General features: G+C 63.2%; 24 protein-coding genes. 13 read left to right on the forward strand and 11 right to left on the reverse strand.

Features of this window, described 5'->3' with window-relative positions; all coding sequences use genetic code 11:
- Window positions 1-41: 41 nt before the first annotated feature.
- On the forward strand, window positions 42-308 hold the full coding sequence (locus tag J2X76_RS11385) for a hypothetical protein (protein ID WP_113125689.1): 267 nt from the start codon (window positions 42-44) through the stop codon (window positions 306-308).
- Entirely contained in the window at window positions 308-547 is a 240-nt protein-coding gene (locus tag J2X76_RS11390; protein ID WP_113125690.1) for a hypothetical protein, read from the forward strand. Before J2X76_RS11385 ends, J2X76_RS11390 begins: the two co-directional genes overlap by 1 nt.
- Before the next feature lie 254 nt (window positions 548-801).
- Here J2X76_RS11390 and J2X76_RS11395 read toward each other — a convergent pair whose 3' ends face one another.
- Window positions 802-1,695 carry a LysR family transcriptional regulator gene (locus J2X76_RS11395; RefSeq protein WP_113125691.1) on the reverse strand — a complete coding sequence of 298 codons (894 nt, stop codon included), beginning with the start codon at window positions 1,693-1,695 and terminating at the stop codon, window positions 802-804.
- A gap of 100 nt (window positions 1,696-1,795) precedes the next feature.
- Here J2X76_RS11395 and J2X76_RS11400 point away from each other — a divergent pair, with 100 nt between their 5' ends.
- The 3 genes from J2X76_RS11400 to J2X76_RS11410 all read left to right on the forward strand — a co-directional run bounded on the left by J2X76_RS11400 (window position 1,796) and on the right by J2X76_RS11410 (window position 4,149).
- The gene (locus J2X76_RS11400; protein ID WP_310215986.1) at window positions 1,796-2,536 is read left to right on the forward strand and encodes an SDR family oxidoreductase; all 741 of its coding nucleotides are present in this window, start codon (window positions 1,796-1,798) and stop codon (window positions 2,534-2,536) included.
- A gap of 33 nt (window positions 2,537-2,569) precedes the next feature.
- Window positions 2,570-2,788 carry a 4-oxalocrotonate tautomerase family protein gene (locus J2X76_RS11405; RefSeq protein ID WP_113125693.1) on the forward strand — a complete coding sequence of 73 codons (219 nt, stop codon included), beginning with the start codon at window positions 2,570-2,572 and terminating at the stop codon, window positions 2,786-2,788.
- A gap of 281 nt (window positions 2,789-3,069) precedes the next feature.
- Window positions 3,070-4,149: an aspartate-semialdehyde dehydrogenase gene (locus tag J2X76_RS11410; RefSeq protein ID WP_310215989.1), complete on the forward strand. Its 1,080-nt coding sequence runs from the start codon at window positions 3,070-3,072 to the stop codon at window positions 4,147-4,149.
- A gap of 118 nt (window positions 4,150-4,267) precedes the next feature.
- Here the strand turns inward: J2X76_RS11410 and J2X76_RS11415 are convergent, their stop codons facing one another.
- The 3 genes from J2X76_RS11415 to odc2 all read right to left on the reverse strand — a co-directional run bounded on the left by J2X76_RS11415 (window position 4,268) and on the right by odc2 (window position 7,034).
- The gene (locus J2X76_RS11415) at window positions 4,268-4,957 is read right to left on the reverse strand and encodes an OmpW family protein (RefSeq protein ID WP_113282730.1); all 690 of its coding nucleotides are present in this window, start codon (window positions 4,955-4,957) and stop codon (window positions 4,268-4,270) included.
- A 253-nt stretch (window positions 4,958-5,210) separates the two neighbouring features.
- Window positions 5,211-5,780 carry an N-acetyltransferase gene (locus J2X76_RS11420; RefSeq protein ID WP_310215994.1) on the reverse strand — a complete coding sequence of 190 codons (570 nt, stop codon included), beginning with the start codon at window positions 5,778-5,780 and terminating at the stop codon, window positions 5,211-5,213.
- 120 nt (window positions 5,781-5,900) lie between these two features.
- Window positions 5,901-7,034: an ornithine/lysine decarboxylase gene (gene odc2 / locus J2X76_RS11425; RefSeq protein WP_210008362.1), complete on the reverse strand. Its 1,134-nt coding sequence runs from the start codon at window positions 7,032-7,034 to the stop codon at window positions 5,901-5,903.
- A 530-nt stretch (window positions 7,035-7,564) separates the two neighbouring features.
- Between odc2 and J2X76_RS11430 the strand changes: the two genes are divergently transcribed.
- From J2X76_RS11430 to J2X76_RS11445, 4 genes are all read left to right on the forward strand, one after another.
- Window positions 7,565-8,458, forward strand: a complete 894-nt coding sequence (locus J2X76_RS11430; RefSeq protein ID WP_007766786.1) for a LysR family transcriptional regulator — start codon at window positions 7,565-7,567, stop codon at window positions 8,456-8,458.
- A gap of 157 nt (window positions 8,459-8,615) precedes the next feature.
- Window positions 8,616-9,791: a glycosyltransferase gene (locus J2X76_RS11435; protein ID WP_310216000.1), complete on the forward strand. Its 1,176-nt coding sequence runs from the start codon at window positions 8,616-8,618 to the stop codon at window positions 9,789-9,791.
- A gap of 81 nt (window positions 9,792-9,872) precedes the next feature.
- The gene (locus tag J2X76_RS11440) at window positions 9,873-10,517 is read left to right on the forward strand and encodes a DUF1007 family protein (protein WP_113125699.1); all 645 of its coding nucleotides are present in this window, start codon (window positions 9,873-9,875) and stop codon (window positions 10,515-10,517) included.
- Complete coding sequence (locus J2X76_RS11445; RefSeq protein ID WP_310216004.1) at window positions 10,511-11,581, forward strand: nickel/cobalt transporter; 1,071 nt, start codon at window positions 10,511-10,513, stop codon at window positions 11,579-11,581. Before J2X76_RS11440 ends, J2X76_RS11445 begins: the two co-directional genes overlap by 7 nt.
- 26 nt (window positions 11,582-11,607) lie before the next feature.
- On the opposite strand, the gene J2X76_RS11450 is transcribed toward J2X76_RS11445, so the two are convergent.
- The 3 genes from J2X76_RS11450 to J2X76_RS11460 all read right to left on the reverse strand — a co-directional run bounded on the left by J2X76_RS11450 (window position 11,608) and on the right by J2X76_RS11460 (window position 13,749).
- The gene (locus tag J2X76_RS11450; RefSeq protein WP_162732051.1) at window positions 11,608-12,669 is read right to left on the reverse strand and encodes an acyltransferase; all 1,062 of its coding nucleotides are present in this window, start codon (window positions 12,667-12,669) and stop codon (window positions 11,608-11,610) included.
- 166 nt (window positions 12,670-12,835) lie between these two features.
- Window positions 12,836-13,042, reverse strand: coding sequence for a hypothetical protein (locus tag J2X76_RS11455; RefSeq protein ID WP_310216008.1), 207 nt, complete (start codon window positions 13,040-13,042; stop codon window positions 12,836-12,838).
- Complete coding sequence (locus J2X76_RS11460) at window positions 13,039-13,749, reverse strand: GNAT family N-acetyltransferase (protein ID WP_113125702.1); 711 nt, start codon at window positions 13,747-13,749, stop codon at window positions 13,039-13,041. The genes J2X76_RS11455 and J2X76_RS11460 overlap by 4 nt, the downstream gene beginning before the upstream one ends.
- Window positions 13,750-13,992: 243 nt before the next feature.
- On the opposite strand from J2X76_RS11460, the gene J2X76_RS11465 reads away from it, so the two are divergent.
- Window positions 13,993-14,397: a heavy metal-binding domain-containing protein gene (locus J2X76_RS11465; protein ID WP_310216011.1), complete on the forward strand. Its 405-nt coding sequence runs from the start codon at window positions 13,993-13,995 to the stop codon at window positions 14,395-14,397.
- A gap of 108 nt (window positions 14,398-14,505) precedes the next feature.
- Here the strand turns inward: J2X76_RS11465 and J2X76_RS11470 are convergent, their stop codons facing one another.
- The 3 genes from J2X76_RS11470 to J2X76_RS11480 form a co-directional block, all read right to left on the reverse strand.
- Window positions 14,506-15,222, reverse strand: coding sequence for a tellurite resistance TerB family protein (locus J2X76_RS11470; RefSeq protein WP_113125703.1), 717 nt, complete (start codon window positions 15,220-15,222; stop codon window positions 14,506-14,508).
- Between the two features lie 109 nt (window positions 15,223-15,331).
- Window positions 15,332-15,712, reverse strand: a complete 381-nt coding sequence (locus J2X76_RS11475; RefSeq protein ID WP_310216015.1) for a GFA family protein — start codon at window positions 15,710-15,712, stop codon at window positions 15,332-15,334.
- Window positions 15,713-15,757: 45 nt separating this feature from the next.
- Complete coding sequence (locus J2X76_RS11480; protein WP_113282720.1) at window positions 15,758-16,396, reverse strand: 2-dehydro-3-deoxy-phosphogluconate aldolase; 639 nt, start codon at window positions 16,394-16,396, stop codon at window positions 15,758-15,760.
- Between the two features lie 165 nt (window positions 16,397-16,561).
- Between J2X76_RS11480 and J2X76_RS11485 the strand changes: the two genes are divergently transcribed.
- From J2X76_RS11485 to J2X76_RS11495, 3 genes are read left to right on the forward strand one after another with little or no spacing between them, the layout of a single operon-like run.
- Window positions 16,562-17,035 (forward strand): CYTH domain-containing protein, encoded by a 474-nt coding sequence (locus tag J2X76_RS11485; protein WP_113125706.1) that lies wholly within the window; start codon window positions 16,562-16,564, stop codon window positions 17,033-17,035.
- Entirely contained in the window at window positions 17,035-18,000 is a 966-nt protein-coding gene (locus J2X76_RS11490; RefSeq protein ID WP_113125707.1) for a CHAD domain-containing protein, read from the forward strand. Before J2X76_RS11485 ends, J2X76_RS11490 begins: the two co-directional genes overlap by 1 nt.
- A 45-nt stretch (window positions 18,001-18,045) precedes the next feature.
- Window positions 18,046-19,002, forward strand: a complete 957-nt coding sequence (locus J2X76_RS11495; protein WP_310216024.1) for a rhodanese-related sulfurtransferase — start codon at window positions 18,046-18,048, stop codon at window positions 19,000-19,002.
- Window positions 19,003-19,047: 45 nt separating this feature from the next.
- Here the strand turns inward: J2X76_RS11495 and J2X76_RS11500 are convergent, their stop codons facing one another.
- A complete protein-coding gene (locus J2X76_RS11500) occupies window positions 19,048-19,446 on the reverse strand; it encodes a RidA family protein (protein WP_113125709.1) in 399 nt (132 codons plus the stop codon).
- Window positions 19,447-19,472 lie beyond the last annotated feature (26 nt).

The raw sequence follows: 19,472 nt of genomic DNA on the forward strand, positions 1-19,472 counted from the left end.
GACCTGCGGCAAGGACGACCGTTTCCACGATCGGACAGGACATGGCCAAGGCACCCAAGACCGAACATTCCGAACTCGCCGGCGAATTCACGGACGACGGCATTACCGTGCTGGTCGATATCTACCGCCCCGCTGGCACCCAGGGCGACTGGACGCTTGAAGTCATCACCGAAGAGGATGACGTCACCTCCTGGGAGGAGCCGTTTCCGACCGACCGCGAAGCCTTCGACGAGTTCCTGGCGACCGTCGAGCGCGACGGCATCCGCTCCTTCTTCGGCGAGCCCGAGCCGCAACCGGCGGTGCATTGATGAAGAAGGTCGAAGACCTCACCACCTCGGCAAGGACGATCCACGACCGCTATGCCGCGGGCCGAATGGACCGCGAGATCGTCCGGCAGTGGGTCCTGGGGCTTGGCATGTATCCGGAACCTCACGGCCGGCACATCCAGGAGGCGGCAGCCTGGTTCAAGCCTTCGCGCGACGAGATGGATCCCGTCGAGCTGAAGATCGCAGACCTCGCCAGGCTGCAGGCGATCTACCGGCCGTAGCCGGCTTCCCGACACCCGGAAACAGCAGGGCGCGGGTGGCTGATGGACACCCGCGCCCTCGAACGTCCCGGCAGGGAACCTCAGGACGCCCGGATGGCCAGCCCTTGGCAGGGAGCCCGAAACGCTAACTGTTGGCGAGAGGTCGAACGAATTCCGGATAAAGGCACGCTGCGCGGAAATGTTCCCGCACTGCGGCAATCATCGCGATTTTGTGTTTCGCGGCACCTGATGTGTTTCGCAGCACCGCATCTGTCTCAGAGACCGGCTTCGGCAAACACCTTGACGATCCAGTCGATGAAGACGCGCACCCGCGGTGAAAGCTGGCGGTTCTGCGGGTAGAGGGCAGTAAGCCGCGTCGGCGAGGGCGGGAAATCGGCGAGCACCTCAACGAGGAGGCCCTCGTCGATGTCCCGCTGCAGGCGATAGCGCGGCGCCTGCATCAGGCCGAAGCCGCGCCGGGCAAGATCGACCATCGTGTCTGAATTGTTGACCGTCAGCCGGCTCGGAAGGGTGACGTAACGCAGTTCGTCACCGACCGTGAATTCGAGCGGCATGGTCTGGCCGGTACGCGACGAGATGAAGCCGATGGAGAAATGTCCTTCCAGCGCGTCGGGCGACAACGGCATCCCGTGCTTCTCCACATAGGTCCGGCTGGCGCAGGTGATCTCGGCGATCGTCCCCAGCCTGCGCATGATCAGGCCGCTGTCGTCGATCTCACCCGCCCGGATCACGCAATCCACGCCCTCGCGCACGAGGTCCACCAGCCGGTCGCCCTGGCCGATCTGCAGGTCGAGGAGCGGATAGCGGTCGAGGAATTCGTGGAGGCGCGGCAACAGGAACGTGCGGGTCAGGAACCCGTGCGCATCGACCCGCAACAGGCCCCGCGGCTGCGCATCGCGAAAGATGTTTTCCGCCTCGTCGACTTCGGCAAGGATCGCAAGGCAACGCTCGTAGAAGGCCCGGCCGTCGAGCGTCGGGGTGACGTGGCGCGTCGTCCGCTCCAAGAGCCGCGTGCCGATCCCCTCCTCTAGCAGCTTGACGGCCTCGGTGACGGTCGAGCGCGCGAGGCCGAGATCGGCGGCGGCAGCGGAGAAGCTGCGCCGCTCGACGATCCGGACGAAAAGCTGCATGCGGTCGAGACGATCCATGGCTTTGTTCACCACGGACGAATTCTGATGTCAATGGGCCGGCAATTGTTCCTGGATCGTGTCAGCAATATCTCTTGGCCACCAACCAAGGAGAGATCACATGACCAATACAGCACAACGCGTCGCGATCGTCACCGGCGCATCGAAAGGCATCGGCAGAGCCATCGCGCTTCGCCTCGGTGAGGACGGTATCGCCGTCGTCGTCAACTATGCGACCAGCCGGCAGGCCGCCGACGAGGTCGTTGCGGAAATCCAGGCGGGCGGTGGCAAGGCAGTCGCCGTGCAGGCGGATGTCGGCAGCCCGACCGCAGCTGCCACCCTGTTCGATGCAGCCGAACAAAACTTCGGCGGCGCCGACATTCTCGTCAACAATGCCGGCGTGATGAGCCTTGCGCCGCTCGCGGAGATGGATGACGAGGCCTTCGAAACCCTGCTTGCCATCAACCTGACCGGCACGTTCCGCGGCATTCGCGAAGCAGGCAAACGGCTGCGCGACGGCGGTCGCATCATCAACTTCTCCTCCAGCGTCGTCGGTGCCTACGGTCCGGCCTATGGCGGTTATGCCGCCACCAAGGCCGCCGTCGAAGCGCTCACCCACGTCGCATCCAAGGAACTCGGCCGCCGGAAGATCACCGTCAATGCGGTCGCTCCGGGCCCTGTCGAAACCGAACTGTTCATGACCGGCAAGTCCGACGAACTGGTCCAGAACATCGTGAAAACCATCCCGCTCGGCCGCCTCGGCCAGCCGCGGGACATCGCCACCGTCGTCTCCTTCCTCGCCGGCCCGGACGGCGGCTGGGTCAACGGCCAGGTTCTGCGCGCCAATGGCGGCATGATCTGAAACCCCGAAATATCAAACCTGAAGGACATTCCCATGCCATTCGTGAACATCAAAACCCCCGAAGCCGCGCTCAGCAAGGCCCAGAAGCAAGAGATCGTCCACCGCACGACCGAGATGCTGGTCGAATACATGAGCGAGGCCGCGCGGCCTCACACCATGGTGCTGATCGAGGAGGTCAAGGACGGCGGTTATGGCCGCGCCGACGAAATCTTCGTCATTCCGGATGCCTATCGCGCCAAAGAGAGCGACTGAGGAACCCGCCACTCCCTCGCCCGGTTTCCGGCCGGACGAGGGAGTGCTCGCCGAAATATCCGGGCGCGGCCCGCTTGGCGACACCGCAAGCCCGTGTTATTCAAACCGCCATGTTCGCAAACCTGACCACCAAAACCACCACGAAAACGACCGCTGACGCGGGGCGTTTACGGGTGCGTGCGCGGTAGTCGCGACATCATCCTCAAAACCCCGCCAGAGACGGACGGGGTTCAAAGGTGACGCACAGCCCTGTCTCTCTCGAAAACCCAAGGAGAGACGAAATGCTGACCGATCTTGAAAATCTTGCTTCCGGCCAATCCGCCGCCCTTTCGACCGCCACCCCCGTCGTCGCGATTGTCGGCGCCACCGGCGCGGTTGGCGTCGAGCTGCTCAGCTGCCTCTCGGCGCGCAATTTTCCGCTGGGCGGCCTGAAGCTGCTCGCCTCGGCCCGCTCGGCCGGCAGGACCCTCACCTTCAACGGTGCCGAACTCCTTATCGAGGAATTGACCGAAGACAGTTTCGACGACGTCGATATCGCGCTGTTCTCGGCCGGCAGCGGCATTTCCAAGCGTTTTGCGCCGATTGCGGTGAAGGCCGGCGCCGTGGTGATCGACAATTCCTCCGCCTTCCGCATGGAAGCGTCGGTGCCGCTCGTCGTGCCGGAAGTGAACGGCGAAGTGCTCCACCAGCATCGCGGCATCGTCGCCAATCCGAACTGCGTCGCGGCGATCGCAACCGTCGCCTTGGCACCCCTCCATCGCGCCCACCCGATCCGTCGGCTGAACATCTCGACCTATCAGGCAGCCTCCGGTGCCGGTGCTGCAGCCATGGAAGAATTACGGCTGTCCACCGCTGCCTATCTCGCCGGCGAGGCCTTCGAGCCCAAGGTCCTGCCGCACCCTTACGCCTTCAACCTATTCAGCCACAATGCCGATATGGACCCGGACAGCGGCTATAACGGCGAGGAGCTGAAGGTGGTGGCCGAGACCCGCCGCATCCTCCACGTGCCTGCGCTGCCGATCGGCATCACCTGCATCCGCGTGCCAGTGCTGCGCGCCCATGCCATGGCGATCTCGATCGAGTTCGACCAGCCCGTCTCCCCGCAGGAGGCCCGCAGCCTGCTTGAAACCGCCCCGGGCCTGCGCCTCGTCGATGACCGCGCAGCCAACCATTTCCCGATGCCGTCGGAAGCATCCGGCGCAGACGATGTCCTGGTCGGCCGCATCCGCACCGATATCGGCGATCCGTCGGGCCGGACGCTGGCGATCTTCGTCGCCGGTGATCAGTTGCTGAAGGGTGCGGCGCTCAATGCCGTGCAGATCGCCGAGCGACTGCTCGAGAACGTCGTGCGGAAGTCGTAAGGCTCCCAGCCCCCGCCAAAACCACGCGCAATACCGCCGCATGGGTTGAAATCCTGAAAAACAAAGCCGGCGCCACCTGTCTGGCGCCGGCCCCGTCCCTACCGCCCTCGTTGTTTTTCTAAAACCGGTAGGTAACGCCTGTCCCGATCAGCCAGGGATTGATCTTCGCCTTGCCGCTCAGCGGCCCGAGCACGTCGTGGTCGGCCTTCCAGTCGGTTTCGAGGAAGATCTTCTTGACATCGAAGTTCACGCCCCAATGCTGGTCGATCATATAGTCGAAACCGACCTGCAGTGCGGCGCCGACATGGTTGTCGACGTCGAGATTGTGGAAGCCCGGTTTGTTCGACTGATTGTAGAAGAACGAATAATTGACGCCCGCGCCGACATAGGGCTTGAAGGCGCCGAAATCGGTAAAGTGGTATTGCAGCGTCAGCGTCGGCGGCAGAAGCCAGGCGCGGCCGACCGGCACGCCGACGGCACCGTCTTCCTTGATGTTCGCATAGGTCGTGCCGAGGACCAGTTCGGCGGCGATATTGTCGGTGAAGAAGTAGCTGATATCGAGTTCCGGGATGACCGAGTCGGAGAAAGACAGATCGGAGCCCGGTACGCCGTTGATCGAGCCCCGGTTCTCAGTGATGACGCCCAAGCCGCGCACGCGGATCTGCCAGGGGTTCTGGCCGGTTGCGGCCTCCTGCGCCACAGGGGCGACGGGTGCCGGCGTCAGATCCGCCGCTGCCGCCCCGAATGCGAAAAAAGCCGCACCCGCGCCTGCGATCCATCTCAAATGCCGTATCCCGTTCGTCTTCATGTAAGCTCTCCTGCTTGCGTTTTGATCTTGCGGAGAGAGGCTTAGGAGCGGCCGGAGAGAGTCGGATTGATCAGGATCAACCGCATCCGCCGGATGGGTGATCGCGGCCCGAAAGGGAGAATTTGTCGCATGAAAAACCCCGCCTCACCGGGACGTTCCATAGGAACGCTCCACCGGGGAGACGGGGTTGGGCAGATCGTCGGGGCGCGAGGCCTTGAGTGCTGAATGCCTTGAGGTCGAAACTCGACCTTGCTCAGGCCAGCTTGCGCCCGTTGGCGACGATCATGCCGGCGGCACCTTCCAGCCAGCCGGCCTTGAGTTCGAGCGCCAGGAAACGCGAACGCTCGAAGGGGCCGGGCATGACGAGATGCCGGGTCTTGTCGGCAAAGAAGCCGAACCGCTCGTAATAGGCCGCATCGCCGACCAGCAGGATCGCGCCGTGGCCGCGCTTGTGGGCTTCTGCAACGGCAGCACGCATCAGCGCTGCTCCGATGCCCTTGCCTTCGTGAGCGGAATCGACCGCCAGCGGGCCGAGCAGCAGCGCATCGAGCACCTGGCCCTCGGAGGAGATGCCGGCTTCGATGTGCCACAGGCGCACGGTGCCGATCACGTGGCCGGAACCGTCGCGGGCGACGATCGCGAGACCTTCGGCCGGCACGCGGTTGCGGCGGATCTTTTCCGACGACTTCTTGCGGCGATCCGGGCCCATGGCACGGTCGAGCAAGGTCTCGCGGGCGACCACGTCGGCCGGAGTTTCGGCGTCGATGGTGAAGGTGGAATTCGGCGCAAAGAATGCGCGTACAGAATCAAGAACAGCGGCCATCGTGGCCTCCCGTACCCAATACCGTTATCAGCGGCGATGAAGAGGAATTGTGGATTTGCCGCCCCGGCTGATTACGGGGCCGGCGGAAGTGATACGCCTTCTGGAGCGGCAAGCCGCCCCTTAGATGACGTAGGCCTTCAGGGGGTCGAAACCGTTGAAGGCGACGGCCGAGTAGGTCGTCGTATAGGCGCCGGTGCCTTCGATCAGAACCTCGTCGCCGATCGTGAGCGTCACGGGCAGCGGATACATGTTCTTCTCGTACATCACGTCGGCGCTGTCGCAGGTCGGGCCGGCCAGCACGCAGGGTTCCATCTCGTCGCCGTCCCGCTCGGTGCGGATCGGGTAACGGATGGCCTCGTCCATGGTTTCGGCGAGACCGCCGAACTTGCCGATGTCGAGGAAGACCCATCGGTGATTGTCGTTGTCCGACTTCTTCGACACCAGCACGACTTCAGCCTTGATGACGCCCGCATTGCCGACCATGCCGCGACCCGGCTCGATGATCGTCTTCGGCAGGTTGTTGCCGAAATGCTTGCGCAGCGAAGCGAAGATCGCCTTGCCGTATTCTTCGGCCTTCGGCACGTCGCGCAGGTACTTGGTCGGGAAACCACCGCCCATGTTGACCATCTGCAGCACGATGCCCTGCTTGGCGAGCTGGCCGAAGACGCGCTTGGCATCGGCGAGCGCCGCATCCCAGGCATCGACCTTGGTCATCTGCGAACCGACATGGAAGGACACGCCGTAGGACTCCAGACCCATCTGGTGAGCGTAGACGAGCACGTCGACGGCCATCTGCGGCACGCAGCCGAACTTGCGCGACAGCGGCCATTCGGCGCCTTCGCCATCGGTCAGCACGCGGCAGAACACCTTCGCGCCGGGAGCGGCACGGGAAATCTTCTCGACTTCCTCGTGGCTGTCGACGGCATAGAGGCCAACGCCGAGCGCAAAGGCACGGGCGATGTCGCGTTCCTTCTTGATCGTGTTGCCGAAGGAGATGCGGTCCGCGGACGCGCCGGCATCGAGTGCCATCTGGATTTCGGCGACCGAGGCGCAGTCGAAGTTGGAACCCATCGAAGCGAGCAGCTTCAGGATTGCCGGTTCCGGGTTGGCCTTGACCGCGTAATAGATCGCGCTGTCCGGCAGTGCATGACGGAAGGCGTTGAAATTATCGCGCACGACGTCGAGATCGACGACAAGAAACGGTCCTTCAGGACGCTGGGTCTTGATGAAGTCGAGGATACGAGCAGTGGTCATCGGTCAGTCCCTTCAAAATCTCAAAGCTCCGGCTGCGAACCGGAGGACAAAGGACGGATGAGAATGCGCTCGGCCCAGTTGGTGGAGACACCGGTACCGCGAACACGCTCAAACGCGCGATATGTGGATCAACGCCCTGCCACGAGCAATGATCCGGCTTTGTCTGCCTTGGATTGGAGGGTTGTCCCTACCGCACTTCCGGCAATGATGGTGTGCCTCTTCAGTATTGCAGGCTGATGGAAAGCCTGCAGAGACCAGAAAGGCCCGCACCGTCGTTGCTTCAAGATGTCCTCGCATTTCCCGGTTGGCCGGAATAGCGACTGGAGGGGTTAGTTCCAGGTACCTTACCGATGACCTCACCTAATCGAGGGTCGGCGGACACCCACAGGCACGTGCGACTTTGGGCAGCCCGGGAGATAAGAATATTCGCCGTCATAATCAAGAGTTTTTTTGACCTTCGACGAAAATTCGCATTGCACAATTCCGTGCAAAATCCCAACTAGGATCGACCAGACCAAAAGGGGCGACATTTGGACACTTTGACGCGCATGCGGGCCTTCATCGATGTGGTTGAAGCAGAAGGATTTTCCGCCGCAGCCCGGCGGACCGGGCGATCGAAGGCCCTGCTTTCCAAATACGTGCGCGAACTGGAGGACGATCTGGGCGCACTGCTGCTCAACCGCACCACCCGCCAGTTCTCGATGACCGAAGCCGGCCATACCTATTACAGGACCGCCGCCGATATCCTGAAGGAGATCGACAACCTCGCCGACCTGGTGCGCGAGAACAATGCCGACCTCAAGGGCCGGCTGCGGGTTTCCGTGCCCCGCACCTTCGTCGATGCGGAGGTCGGCCAGTCGCTGATCGATTTCGCCAAGAGCCATACGGAAGTATCGCTGGAAATCGTCGCCGAGGACCGGTTCGTGGACCTGATCGAGGAAAATTTCGACCTCGCGATCCGCATCACCAAGCTTGAGGATTCCGGCCTGATCGCCCGAAAGCTCTCCGACTTCCGGGTCTATACGGTGGCGACCGCAGATTTCGTCGCGAAATACGGCCCGCTCGAACATCCGCAGGACCTGAACCGCGTCCCCTTCATCATCGACACCAATTCCCGCTGGCACAACAATGTGCGCTTCACCGACAAGGACGGCTCGACGATTTCGGTCGCCGTCAGCGGCCCGGTCGAGATCAACAGCCCGCAGGCGACGCTGCGTGCCGCCCGCGCGGGGCTCGGCGTCGCGATCATCCCGGATTTCATCGCCAATGCCTCGATCCAGTCGGGCGAACTGGTGACGCTGTTCGACGACTATATCGCCAAGGATCGCGGCATCTATGCGGTTTATCCGCATCGCCGCTACCTGCCGGCGAAGGTCAGAAGTTTCGTCGATTTCCTCTCCGCCTGGTTCCGCCGCCAGCATTGACGGGCCCTGGCCCGGCGCGCTTTCCCGCGCCTTACCGCAAATGAGGTAATGCCTCCGCGAGAGGTCGACCTATTGGCCGGCTTGCCTCTGCCTGTTTCCGATCAGCATAGTGCAGCTCAGGGTGACGAGGTCCGGACACCGCGGAGGGTCGATATCCATGCAGAAAAGCCTGGCGATGTTCGTGTCGGCCCCGGTCATCGAGGCCGGGATCGGCACGCTGGTGCTCGACAAGAAGTTCGTCTCCGGCATGGCGCTGCATGTGCAGCACTGGTCGGGGCCGGTCACCTGCTTCATCCGGCGCGGCGCAACCGACATCCCCTTCGGCGGCCGTTACGACATCGGCGACCTCAATTTCCGGGTGCGGATTCTCGAACCCGAGGAACGGGTCTCGGCGGATCATCTCGCCGATTTCGACCTCGCCCTGCTGTCGGGCGATTCCTATCTGGACCTTTTGCCACCTGCCGTGATCCGGCAGGCAAAGAGCGCCGTCGTCTATTCGATCGAATACACCCACCAGACCCGGCTGCAGATCATCTCGCTCGATGACAGCCGCAGCCTGCCGCGGAAAATCTACGGCATGGCCTGGACGGTGATGCAGGAATACAAGCGCAAGCGCGCCTTCCGCGCCGCCCGCGGCATCCAGGCGAACGGTTATCCGGCCCATGCCGCCTACCACAACATGGGCGGCAGCCAGCTCCTCTATCTCGACAACCGCATGAAGCCGGCAATGTTTGCGACACCGGAGGAAATGAACGCCAGAAAACGGCATCTCCTCGCCGGCGAACCGTTGCGGCTCATCCATTCGGGACGGCTCGAACCGATGAAGGGCTCGCAGGACCTCGTTCCGATCGCGAGAATGCTCAACGAACGCGGCGTGGATTTCACGCTGACCATCTATGGCGAAGGAAGCCTTGCCGGCGAGATCGCCGCGGACATCCACAGGCACTGGCTCCAGGACTGCGTCTTTCTCAAGGACCCGGTCGATTTCGAGCGGGAACTCGTGCCGCTGACGCGCAACCGTGCCGATATCTTCCTCAGCTGCCACCGGCAGTCCGATCCCTCCTGTACCTATATCGAGACGATGGGCTGTGGCGTTCCGATCGCCGGCTACGACAACAGGATGTGGTCGGCGCTGATGGCCGAATCGATGGCCGGCTGGATCGCCCCGCTCGGGGATGTCGGAGCGATGGCCGATCGGATCGAGGCCCTCGACAGGGATCGCCCCTCGATCCTGGAACGTGGCGAAAACGCGCTTCTGTTCGCCAAGGGCTGGGATTTCGAAAGCCAGTTCCGCAAACGCATGGAGCATCTGGAAAATCTCACCCGGCACTAGACGCAGCCCCCGTTCGAGTCGAAATTCCGTCTCATTTGCGCTGCACTGCAAGGGGCGGACGAACCGGGGGCCACAGGGCGAATGCGATACCGAGTCTTGACCATAGCGGCACTGGCGGCCGCCAGCATTCCCCTCCCCGCGCTCGCCCATCCGCATATCTTCGCCGAGGCACGGCTTGAGATCGTCGCGGGTACCGACGGCAATGTCGCCGAACTGCACAATGTCTGGCGCTTCGACGAGGTGTTCTCCTCGAGCGTGCTGCTCGACTTCGACAAGAATACCGATCTGAAACTCGACGCCAAGGAACTGGCCGCGCTCGGCGAGGTGATGCGCAAGTCGCTCGCCGACTACCACTATTTCACGACGATCACGGTCAACGGCGCAGTCGTCGGAGTGCAGAAGCCAGACGTGATCCATGTCTCGCTCGACGGCAACCAGCTTCTGGTCCTGTTTGCGGTCAAGCCCGAAAAGCCGGTGCCCCTCAAGGGCCGCCTCACCTTCGGCATCTACGACCCCTCCATGTACACCTCGATCGACTTCCCGACCGATGGCGACCTGATCACCAAGGGCGAAGGTTTTTCCCATTGCCAGCACAAGGTGGTGAGACCGGATCCCGACGAGGTTATCTCGCAGAACAGCACGTCGCTGACCGACGCCTTCTTCAACGATCCGACCGGCACCGACATGTCGAAACTTTTCGCCACCCGACTGGAACTGACATGCTGAAGACAAGCAGTCCGAAAACCCGCATCGCGCTTTCCTCTTCCATCGTGCTCCCCGTTCTTCTCGCCGCCCTGGCCGTCGGCATCCTGACGGCAGGTTCGGCGCATGCGCAGTCGCCGCTCGGCGTGGGTTCGGCCGAACCTGCCTTCTCCATCGGCGGACCGCTCGGCCCGTTCTTCGCCTGGATCAATTTTTACCAGCAGTCCTTCTACAGGGCGCTGACCGGGTCGCTGAAGGCGATGCGCGAGGACCCCTGGGCGCTGTCCGGCCTGATCGGACTGTCGTTTGCCTATGGCGTCTTCCATGCCGCCGGTCCCGGCCACGGCAAGGCGGTGATCTCCTCCTACATGATCGCCAACGAGATCGAGCTGAAGCGCGGCGTCGTCATCTCCTTCATCTCGGCGCTGCTGCAGGGCGTGGTGGCGGTGCTGCTGGTCGGCGCCGCCTATCTCGTGCTGCGCGGTTCCGGCATTACCATGACCGCGGCGACCCAGGCGATGGAGATCGCCAGTTTCGCCATGGTGGCGCTGTTCGGCGCCTGGCTGCTGGTGAAAAAGATCCGGGCGCTCCGGATGCGCGTGGTCAGCATGCCGGTCGCAGCCCCCGCCGGCATCGGCCGCGGTCCGACCGGGCTCAATTTCCAGGCGGTCGAAATCGACGATCACGACTACCAGGGCACCGGCGACTATTGCGAGGCCTGCGGGGTCAGCCACATGCCGGACCCGGCCATGCTGAAATCGAAGGACTTCAGTCTGCACGAGGCCTGGTCGGCGATCATCGCCGTCGGCCTGCGCCCCTGTTCCGGCGCGATCCTGGTAATGAGTTTCGCGCTGCTCAACAGCCTCTATCTCGGCGGTGTTCTGTCGGTCCTCGCCATGTCGATCGGCACGGCGATCACCGTCACCATCCTCGCCACGCTTGCCGTCACCGCGAAAGACCTCGCGGTGCGCTTCGCCGGCCCCGGCTCGCGCACGGGAAGGCGGATCACCCATGCGATCGAGATCGGCGGCGCGCTGTTCGTGCTGCTGGTGGGGCTGTCTCTGCTCGGCGCGGCGCTGCAGGCTTAGCGCCTTTTTTCCAGACGGCCGGCTTCTCAGACGACCGGCTTGCGCACCAGGGTGGCGCCGCCCTTGCGCATCAATTGCCGGCATGGCCGCTCGATCGCCACATGCAGCAGCCAGGACACCCCGATCACGACCATGCTCGTCACCACGGTCGCGACGAGGTTTCGAACCGCAAAGCCGGCATTGCCGAGCCTCGCCTCGACCATGCTCCAGACGCTGATCGCCCGGTAATGGGTGAGATAGACGGCAAAGGAAATGTCACCGAGGAAATGCAGCGGCCGTGAGGCGAAGAAGCCCGAGAACATGCCGCGATCGGTGCTGAGACAGAAGATCAGCGAGATGATCAGCAGATAGGCCGGGAAATCCGAATCGTGAAAGGTCAGCGTCAGTATCGCCAGAACCGCCACGCAGATCTGCACCGAGCTCCGCGCCGCGAAGGATGCGGCGGCGGAATTGTTATGCACCCGCCAGACCAGCTGGCCGAGGGTGAAACCCGCGAGGCAGCGGATGACCGTGAAGGGCGCGGCGAACAGGTCGAGCAGGCCCTGGGCGATGCTGGAGCCGATATAGTGACGGGAGGCCGCAAGTGTCAGGATGAGGATCGACAGGATCGCTCCGAGGCCGAGAAGCGCTGCCGTCATCCGGCTCGACTTCAGGCACAAAAGGCCGATCACCGGAAACAGCAGGTAAGCGATCACTTCCGCGCTGACCGACCAGGCGGGCGGATCGATGCTCGGCCAGTTGCCGAGCGCCTGCAGCATCAGCACGTTCGAGACGAACACGTCCGGCCCGATATCGAGCTGGAATGTCTTGACGAAGGCGAGCACAATGAACGCGAGCGTCACGGCGAGATAGAGCGGATAGATGCGGGCGATGCGGTGCCACAGGAAATCACCGAACCGGAAGGCACCCGACAGGAACGACGGCCCGTAGACATGCGCCATGACGAAGCCGCTGAGGATGAAGAACAGATCGACCGACAGATAGCCGTGATTGAGGAAGGTCGAAAACGCGCCGTCCGAGGGGATGCGGTCGAGCTCGAAATGATAGACCATCACGAACAGGGCAGCCGCCCCGCGAACACCCGTCATGGACCGGATTTCCGTCGACCTGATTTCGCCCATCGCCGTTTAAGCCCTCTAACGCCTGTAAAACAAGGCCGTGAGGGCAGCTTACAGGGGCGGGAACAACGTACAATCCGGCCATCAGGCTAGGGGGCTACGCCTTAGGACGGGGACCTGAGCCCGGAAGGAGCTGTCAGCGGCCGCGATTGCGCTGGTAGCGAGCCCGCAGCCAGAAAATCGCGAAGAAGCCGAGCAGCAGCGCCGAGCCGATGACGACGGCGAGCACCGGCGAAAACCGGGCGATCCACATCACGATCGTCGGCAGGAAATAGATCACCAGCCCGATCCCGACGAGGATCACCGCGGCAGCGGTCGCCTGCGACTTCGCTTCGGGCGTCATGCGCCTGCTCCCTTGGCCGCGGCTTCTCCGGCGAGCGCGCCGCGGATGTCCTCCAGCCGCCGTTTCTGGGTGCCGTCCGCCTCGAAATTGTCGGGCGACAGCCAGGCTTCGAACGCGGCCTTCAGGAGCGGCCATTCCGTGTCGATCATCGAGAACCAGGCGGTATCGCGATTGGCGCCCTTGGAAATGATATGCTGGCGGAAGACGCCTTCGAAGGTGAAACCGTAACGGCGGGCGGTCGTTTTGCTCGGCTCGTTCTCGTTGTGGCATTTCCACTCGTAGCGGCGATAGTCGAGCCCCTCGAAGACGTGTTTCGCCATCAGGTAATGCACTTCAGTCGACAGCGGCGAACGCTTCATGGAGGCGCCATGCGCGACCGAGCCGACCTCGATGACGCCGTTCTTGGGGTCGGGCCGCATATAGCTCGCCATGCCCACCACTTTCCCCGTCGCATTGTCGCGCGAGATGAGGGTCACGAAATTGGAATTGACGCGGGCGTTTTCCAGCCAGTCGCCAAAGGCGTTCACATCGGGGAAATCGTCGTTGGGGAAATATTTGAGAAGCGGATTGATGCCCTCGGCGCCGCCGAGCCCGTCCCACAGCGCCTGGAGATGGATCTCCCTGTCATAGGGTTCGAGCGTCACGAAACGGCCCTTGAGGGTGACGGGAGCCGGGGCGGCAACTTTGTAGTTCTTCAGATCGCGCATATCAGCCTCTTGCATCGCGTCTGAGGCTTAGGCCAGCGGCGGGGGAAAGGCAACCGGGCGGCCGGCCAGGGCTGGCATCTTCACTTTGATATGGACACGACCTCTGCTGTCTGCTTCCCTTCAAGGATAGATCACGGGAGTTGTCCAATGGCGGTCTGTACCTCATGCAATCGGGAATTCGGTTTCGGGGATCTGCGGGGCGGCGTCTGCCGGGACTGCCGCGCGAAGGCCGAGGCAGCAAGCATGGCATCCGCCTACCGGAAGATCGAGCAAGGTATCGTCTCGCCCGAAGATCTCAATGACCCGGCGCTTGCGAGGATCATCATCACCACCGGCAGCGACATTCCGGGCCGACAGATTGACAGCATCGTTGGAATCGTCGGAGCCGAGACGGCGTTGGGGCTGAGCATCTTCAAGGATATCGCCAACAATTTCCGCGATTTCTTCGGCGGCCGCAGCAAGACCGTGCAGTCCGCTGTCCGCGACGCCCGGACGGTCTGCATGATCGAGCTTCGCCGCGAGGCGATCCGCTTGAATGCCGACGCGATCATCGCCATCAAGATCGATTTCAGCGAATTGTCGACCGGCGGGGCCGGCGGCATCCTGTTCGTCGCGGCGACCGGCACGGCCGTCAAACTCACCAGCTGACGGCAATCTGCCGGACGGCCGCCGTCCCCAACCCTCCGACCCCACCAGACCGGGCCGAGACAGGAAAGGGCACAACCGCTTGGCAAAGAGCCGCTGGCCGGCCGTTCCTTACGCCTTCACCTTCGCCGCCGATACCGTCGCATCGATATGGTCGATCAGCGCGTCGTTCAATCCAAGCCGGCCGGCCAAGAGGTCGAGATAACCGCGTTCGGCGCGGGTATCCGGGTCGATGGTAAGGCGCGAAGCGGCGTAGATCTCGACCCTCTGCTCCTCGGTACGGGCAGCCGCAACCAGATCGTCGATATCGACCGGATTGGCGAGCTCGTTCTCGATGAAGGCTTCCGCCTCCGCGCCGAGGTCGACCGCATGCACCTTGTCCATGATGTTGGCGCGCTCGCCGGCATCGATATGCCCGTCGGCCTTGGCGGCAGCGATCATCGCCCGCACCAGCGTCAGCGCGAAATCGTTGGTGAGAGCGGAAGACTGCGGATGGAAAGGCGAATCGGCCGGCGGCGTCAGAAGCGGCTTGTCCGCCTGGGGTGCCGGCTGCGGCGCCGTCTGCGGCGACTGGCCGGACTGATAGTTCTTGTAGGCGAGATAACCGAGGCCGGCGATCGCCGCGATGCCGCCGACGGCTGCGACATTGCCGGCGATGTTGCGCCCGGTCTTGGTGCCGAGCACGGCTGCGAGGATCGCGCCTGTTGCGAGCGGGTTGTTCTTGGCAAGCTGGGTCGCCTGCCCTGCCCGGTCTCTCACGCTTCCCCCCGACATGCCGGGGATCTGGGACCCCAGAAATTGGTCGAGAAGCTTCTTCGCGTCGAACATCGCACATCTCCCTGTTGTGTTTCCGGGGAGAGATAGGCATTCGACTATGGAATTACAAAGGCGGGTTGCAGTGTTCCGATGTCGCGGCGAAACGAGGGATCGGAGCGGTTCACTGCCGGTTTTGGGGCAGGCCGTCGCCGATGTCGTAATAATCGCCTTTGTCGGCGACGAAGATATGCTTGTTCAAACGGGTCCCGGTCGGGCCGTCGAAAGCGCCCATGGCAACGGCGATCCAGTCCCTGTGCGGCGGATCCCAGAAAAGGGAGGAGCCGCAGGTGGCGCAAAATCCGCGCCGGACCTTCTCGGACGACTGGAACCAGGTGATGTTCCCGGCGCCACCGATCGTCAGCCGATCCCGCGCCACATCCGTCGATGCGAAATAGTGGCCGGAATGTTTCCGGCATTTCGAACAGTGACAGGCATCCGGCGCGGACAGTTCACCCTCGATCTCGAAGGTGACCGCGCCGCAGAGACATGATCCCTTGTGCATGCAACCCCTCCCGGCCACACCGCAAAGCCCGGAAACGAGGTCCGGCTATGCCTTCAGCGCCGCCGCTTCCGACGCGAGCTTGGTGATGCCGGCCCAGTCGCCTGCCGAAACGAGGTCCTTCGGCGCCACCCAGGAACCGCCGACGCAGATGACGTTCGGCAGCGACAGATAGTCGTTGGCGTTCTTCAGCGAAATGCCGCCGGTCGGGCAGAACAGCGTGCCGGCGAGCGGCGAGGACAAGGCCTTCAGGTAGGCTGCGCCGCCGGCCTGCTCGGCGGGGAAGAATTTCAGCACTTCGTAGCCGGCTTCGCGCAGCGTCATCACTTCGCTCGCGGTCGCAGCACCCGGCAGCAGCGGCACCGGAGAATCCTTGGCGGCGGAAAGCACGCCGGGGGTCACGCCGGGCGAAACGATGAAGGTCGAGCCTGCCTTGACCGCCGCTTCGTAGTCGCGCGCGTTGAGGATCGTGCCGGCGCCGACATTGGCGCCTTCGACTTCGGCGGCCACCGCCTTCACCGCATCGAGCGCGGCCGGCGTGCGCATGGTGATCTCGATCGCCTTCAGGCCGCCGGCGACCAGCGCGCGCGCCAGACCCACCGCCGACTTGGCGTCGTCGACGATCAGCACCGGCACCACCGGCTGCAGTTTCAGGATGGAAAGCAGCTTTTCGGTCTTGCCGGTCATGATGCGGTCTCCGCTAAAACGATTGAAACGTTGAGGTCGAGATACCCCTCAAGGCCGTCATTGTCGAGAAAAAACAGGGCTCCACCATTGAACGGGTTTGCGGCACGCGGAGTTTGCACTAGGGTTGCAATAGTGTGTAAAACTTCCCCGGATGGCGGGCGTGGCATGGCCAAGGAAATCGAACGCAAATTTCTGGTGAAGAGCGACGGCTGGCGTTCCGAGGTTTCGTCATCCTCGGCATTCCTCCAGGCCTATATCGCTTACGGCGACGACCGCTCGGTGCGGGTGCGGATCATGGACGGCAAGCGCGCCAAGCTCACCATCAAGATCGGCCGGGAGCTGAGTGTCCGCGACGAATTCGAATACGAAATTCCGCTTGCCGATGCCGAAGAGATGGCCGTCGCTGCCGTCGGCGTGGTGCTCGAAAAGACCCGCCACGAGATCCGGCACCAGGGCTATACCTGGGAAGTGGATGTCTATGGCGGAACCTACAAGGGGCTCGTGGTCGCCGAGGTGGAGATCGAAGACGAAGGCGCCCTGCCCGACATTCCCGACTGGATCGGCGAGGAGATCACCGGCGACCGGCGGTATTCCAACACTGTTATGGCGACCGAGGACTTGAGCGGAGAAATTCTGTAATGGCCTACCGTCTGCGGCCCGCCAAACCCTTTACCGCCGAGTTCCGTTCGGTTGCGGAAAGCCAGCTTTCCCACGCGATCCGGCTGCTCGAAGACCAGCCGGAAGGCCCCCACGAAGCGGTGCACGACGCGCGAAAACGTTTCAAGCGGGTGCGCGCGCTGTACCGGTTGGTGCAGCCGGACGCAAAGGCCTTCCGCCGGCAGGAAAACACCCGCATCCGCGACATGGCCCAGACGCTTTCGGCCGTGCGTGATGCGACCGCGCTGGTCGAGACGGTCGATTATCTCGCCACCCAGGCCGGTTCGGCGGAGGAAATGGCCGCGCTCGCCTTTGCCTCGAGGACCTTGATCGAGCGGCGCGACCGGATCGCCTCGGAGGAACACGACCTGCCGGCCAAGATGGCGGCCGCCGTGGCGACCTGCCGGGAGGCGATCAAGGCGCTCGACCATCTCGACCTCGACGACGATCCGGAAAAGACGGCAAAACGGCTGGCGAAAGCCTGGAAGAACCAGCGACAGAAGGCGCTGGGCGCCCTTGCCGGCTGCGAGGAACACGCGGACGGCGAGGTCTATCACGAGCTGCGCAAATGCGGCCAGACCTACTGGATGCATCTTTCGCTGCTGGGCGGGATCTGGCCCTCCGCCATGCTCGCCAAGCAGCAACAGGCAAAGGCGCTGGTGGACCTGCTCGGCCACGAACACGACCTTTCGGTGCTGACCGGGCTCGTCAACGAAAGCCCGGAACTGTTCGGCGACAGCGACACGCTGGCTCTGGTGCTCGGTTCCATCATCACCCGCCAGCAGGCGCTCAGGCACGAAGCGCTGGAAGCCGCCCACGAGGTGTTTGCCGACAGTGCCGAGACGGAGAGCGGGCTGATCGCCGTGCTCTGGGAAAAGGCCGCGACTGCGCCGCGCAAGGAGCGCCGTGCGGCAAAGCTGCACAGGGTGCACGAGGCTGCCGAGTAAAGAAACCGCGTTGCGCGGCGTGTCCTGACGCTGTATTTCAGCGCCATGACCGAAAACATCATTCCCACCCGTCCGGAGGCCCGCCCGGAAGCGACGGGCGCCTGGCTCGTCGCCGCGCTCTATCATTTCGCGCGTTTCGACCGCTATGAGAGCTTCCGCGAGCCGCTGCAGGCCTTCTGCGACGAAAACGGCATCAAGGGCACTCTGCTGATCGCCCGCGAGGGCATCAACGGCACCGTTGCCGGCTCCGACGCGGCGATATCGGGTCTCCTCGCCTACCTGCGCGCCCAGCCGGAATTCACCGGCCTGGAGCACAAGGAAAGCCGCGCGTCAAAGATGCCCTTCCTGCGCATGAAAGTGCGGCCGAAGAAGGAAATCGTCACCATGGGTGTCGAGGATATCGACCCCAACCGCATCGTCGGGACCTATGTCGATCCGAAGGACTGGAACGCGCTGATCTCCGATCCGGAAACGATCGTCATCGATACCCGCAACGACTACGAGACGGCGATCGGCATCTTCAAGGGCGCGGTCGATCCGCAGACCAAGACGTTTCGCGAGTTTCCGGACTGGGTGAAGAACAATCCCGGCCTGCATAACAAGCCGAAGATCGCCATGTACTGCACCGGCGGCATCCGCTGCGAGAAGGCGACCGCCTTCATGAAGGAACAGGGCTTCGACGAGGTCTTCCACCTCAAGGGCGGCATCCTGAAATATCTCGAAGAGGTGCCGCAGGAGGAAAGCCTCTGGGAAGGCGCCTGCTTCGTCTTCGACGAACGCGTCTCTGTCGAGCACGGTTTGAGGGAGGGCAACCACAAGCTCTGCCATGCCTGCCGCAGCCCGATCACCGCGGAAGAGGTGACCTCGCCCTATTACGAGGAAGGCGTCTCCTGCTCCACCTGCTACCCGACCCGCACCGAGGAAGACCGCGATCGCTACCGCCAGCGGCAGTTCCAGATCGCGCTCGCCAGGAAGCGCGGCGTCAAGCATATCGGCGGGTAAGCCTGCCCGCGCCGGTCCGGCCGGCGCGGGCGGAGGACCGGCGGCTCAAGCCGCCTGCGGTATCCGCGCGATCACCTTGATCTCGAAATCGAAACCGGCAAGCCAGTTGACGCCAACCGCCGTCCAGGTCGGATAGGGCGCCTCGCCGATCACCTTTTCCCGCACGGCCATCATGGTCTCGAATTGGGACTGCGGATCGGTATGAAAACTCGTGACGTCGATGACGTCACGGAACGTGCAGCCGGCTGCTTTCAGCACCGCATCCAGATTGTCGAACGCAAGCTGAACCTGCTTTTCGAAATCGGGCTCCGGCGACCCATCCTGCCGGCTGCCGACCTGGCCGGAAACGAACAGAAGGTCTCCCGAACGGATGGCTGCCGAATAGCGGTGCTGTTCGTAGAGCGCGTGCCGGCCGGCCGGGAAGATCGCTTCGCGTGAGCTCATTGCTTCATTCCTTTTCTGAGAGGCCG

Source organism: Neorhizobium sp. 2083, from assembly GCF_031455615.1.
GTDB lineage: Bacteria > Pseudomonadota > Alphaproteobacteria > Rhizobiales > Rhizobiaceae > Neorhizobium.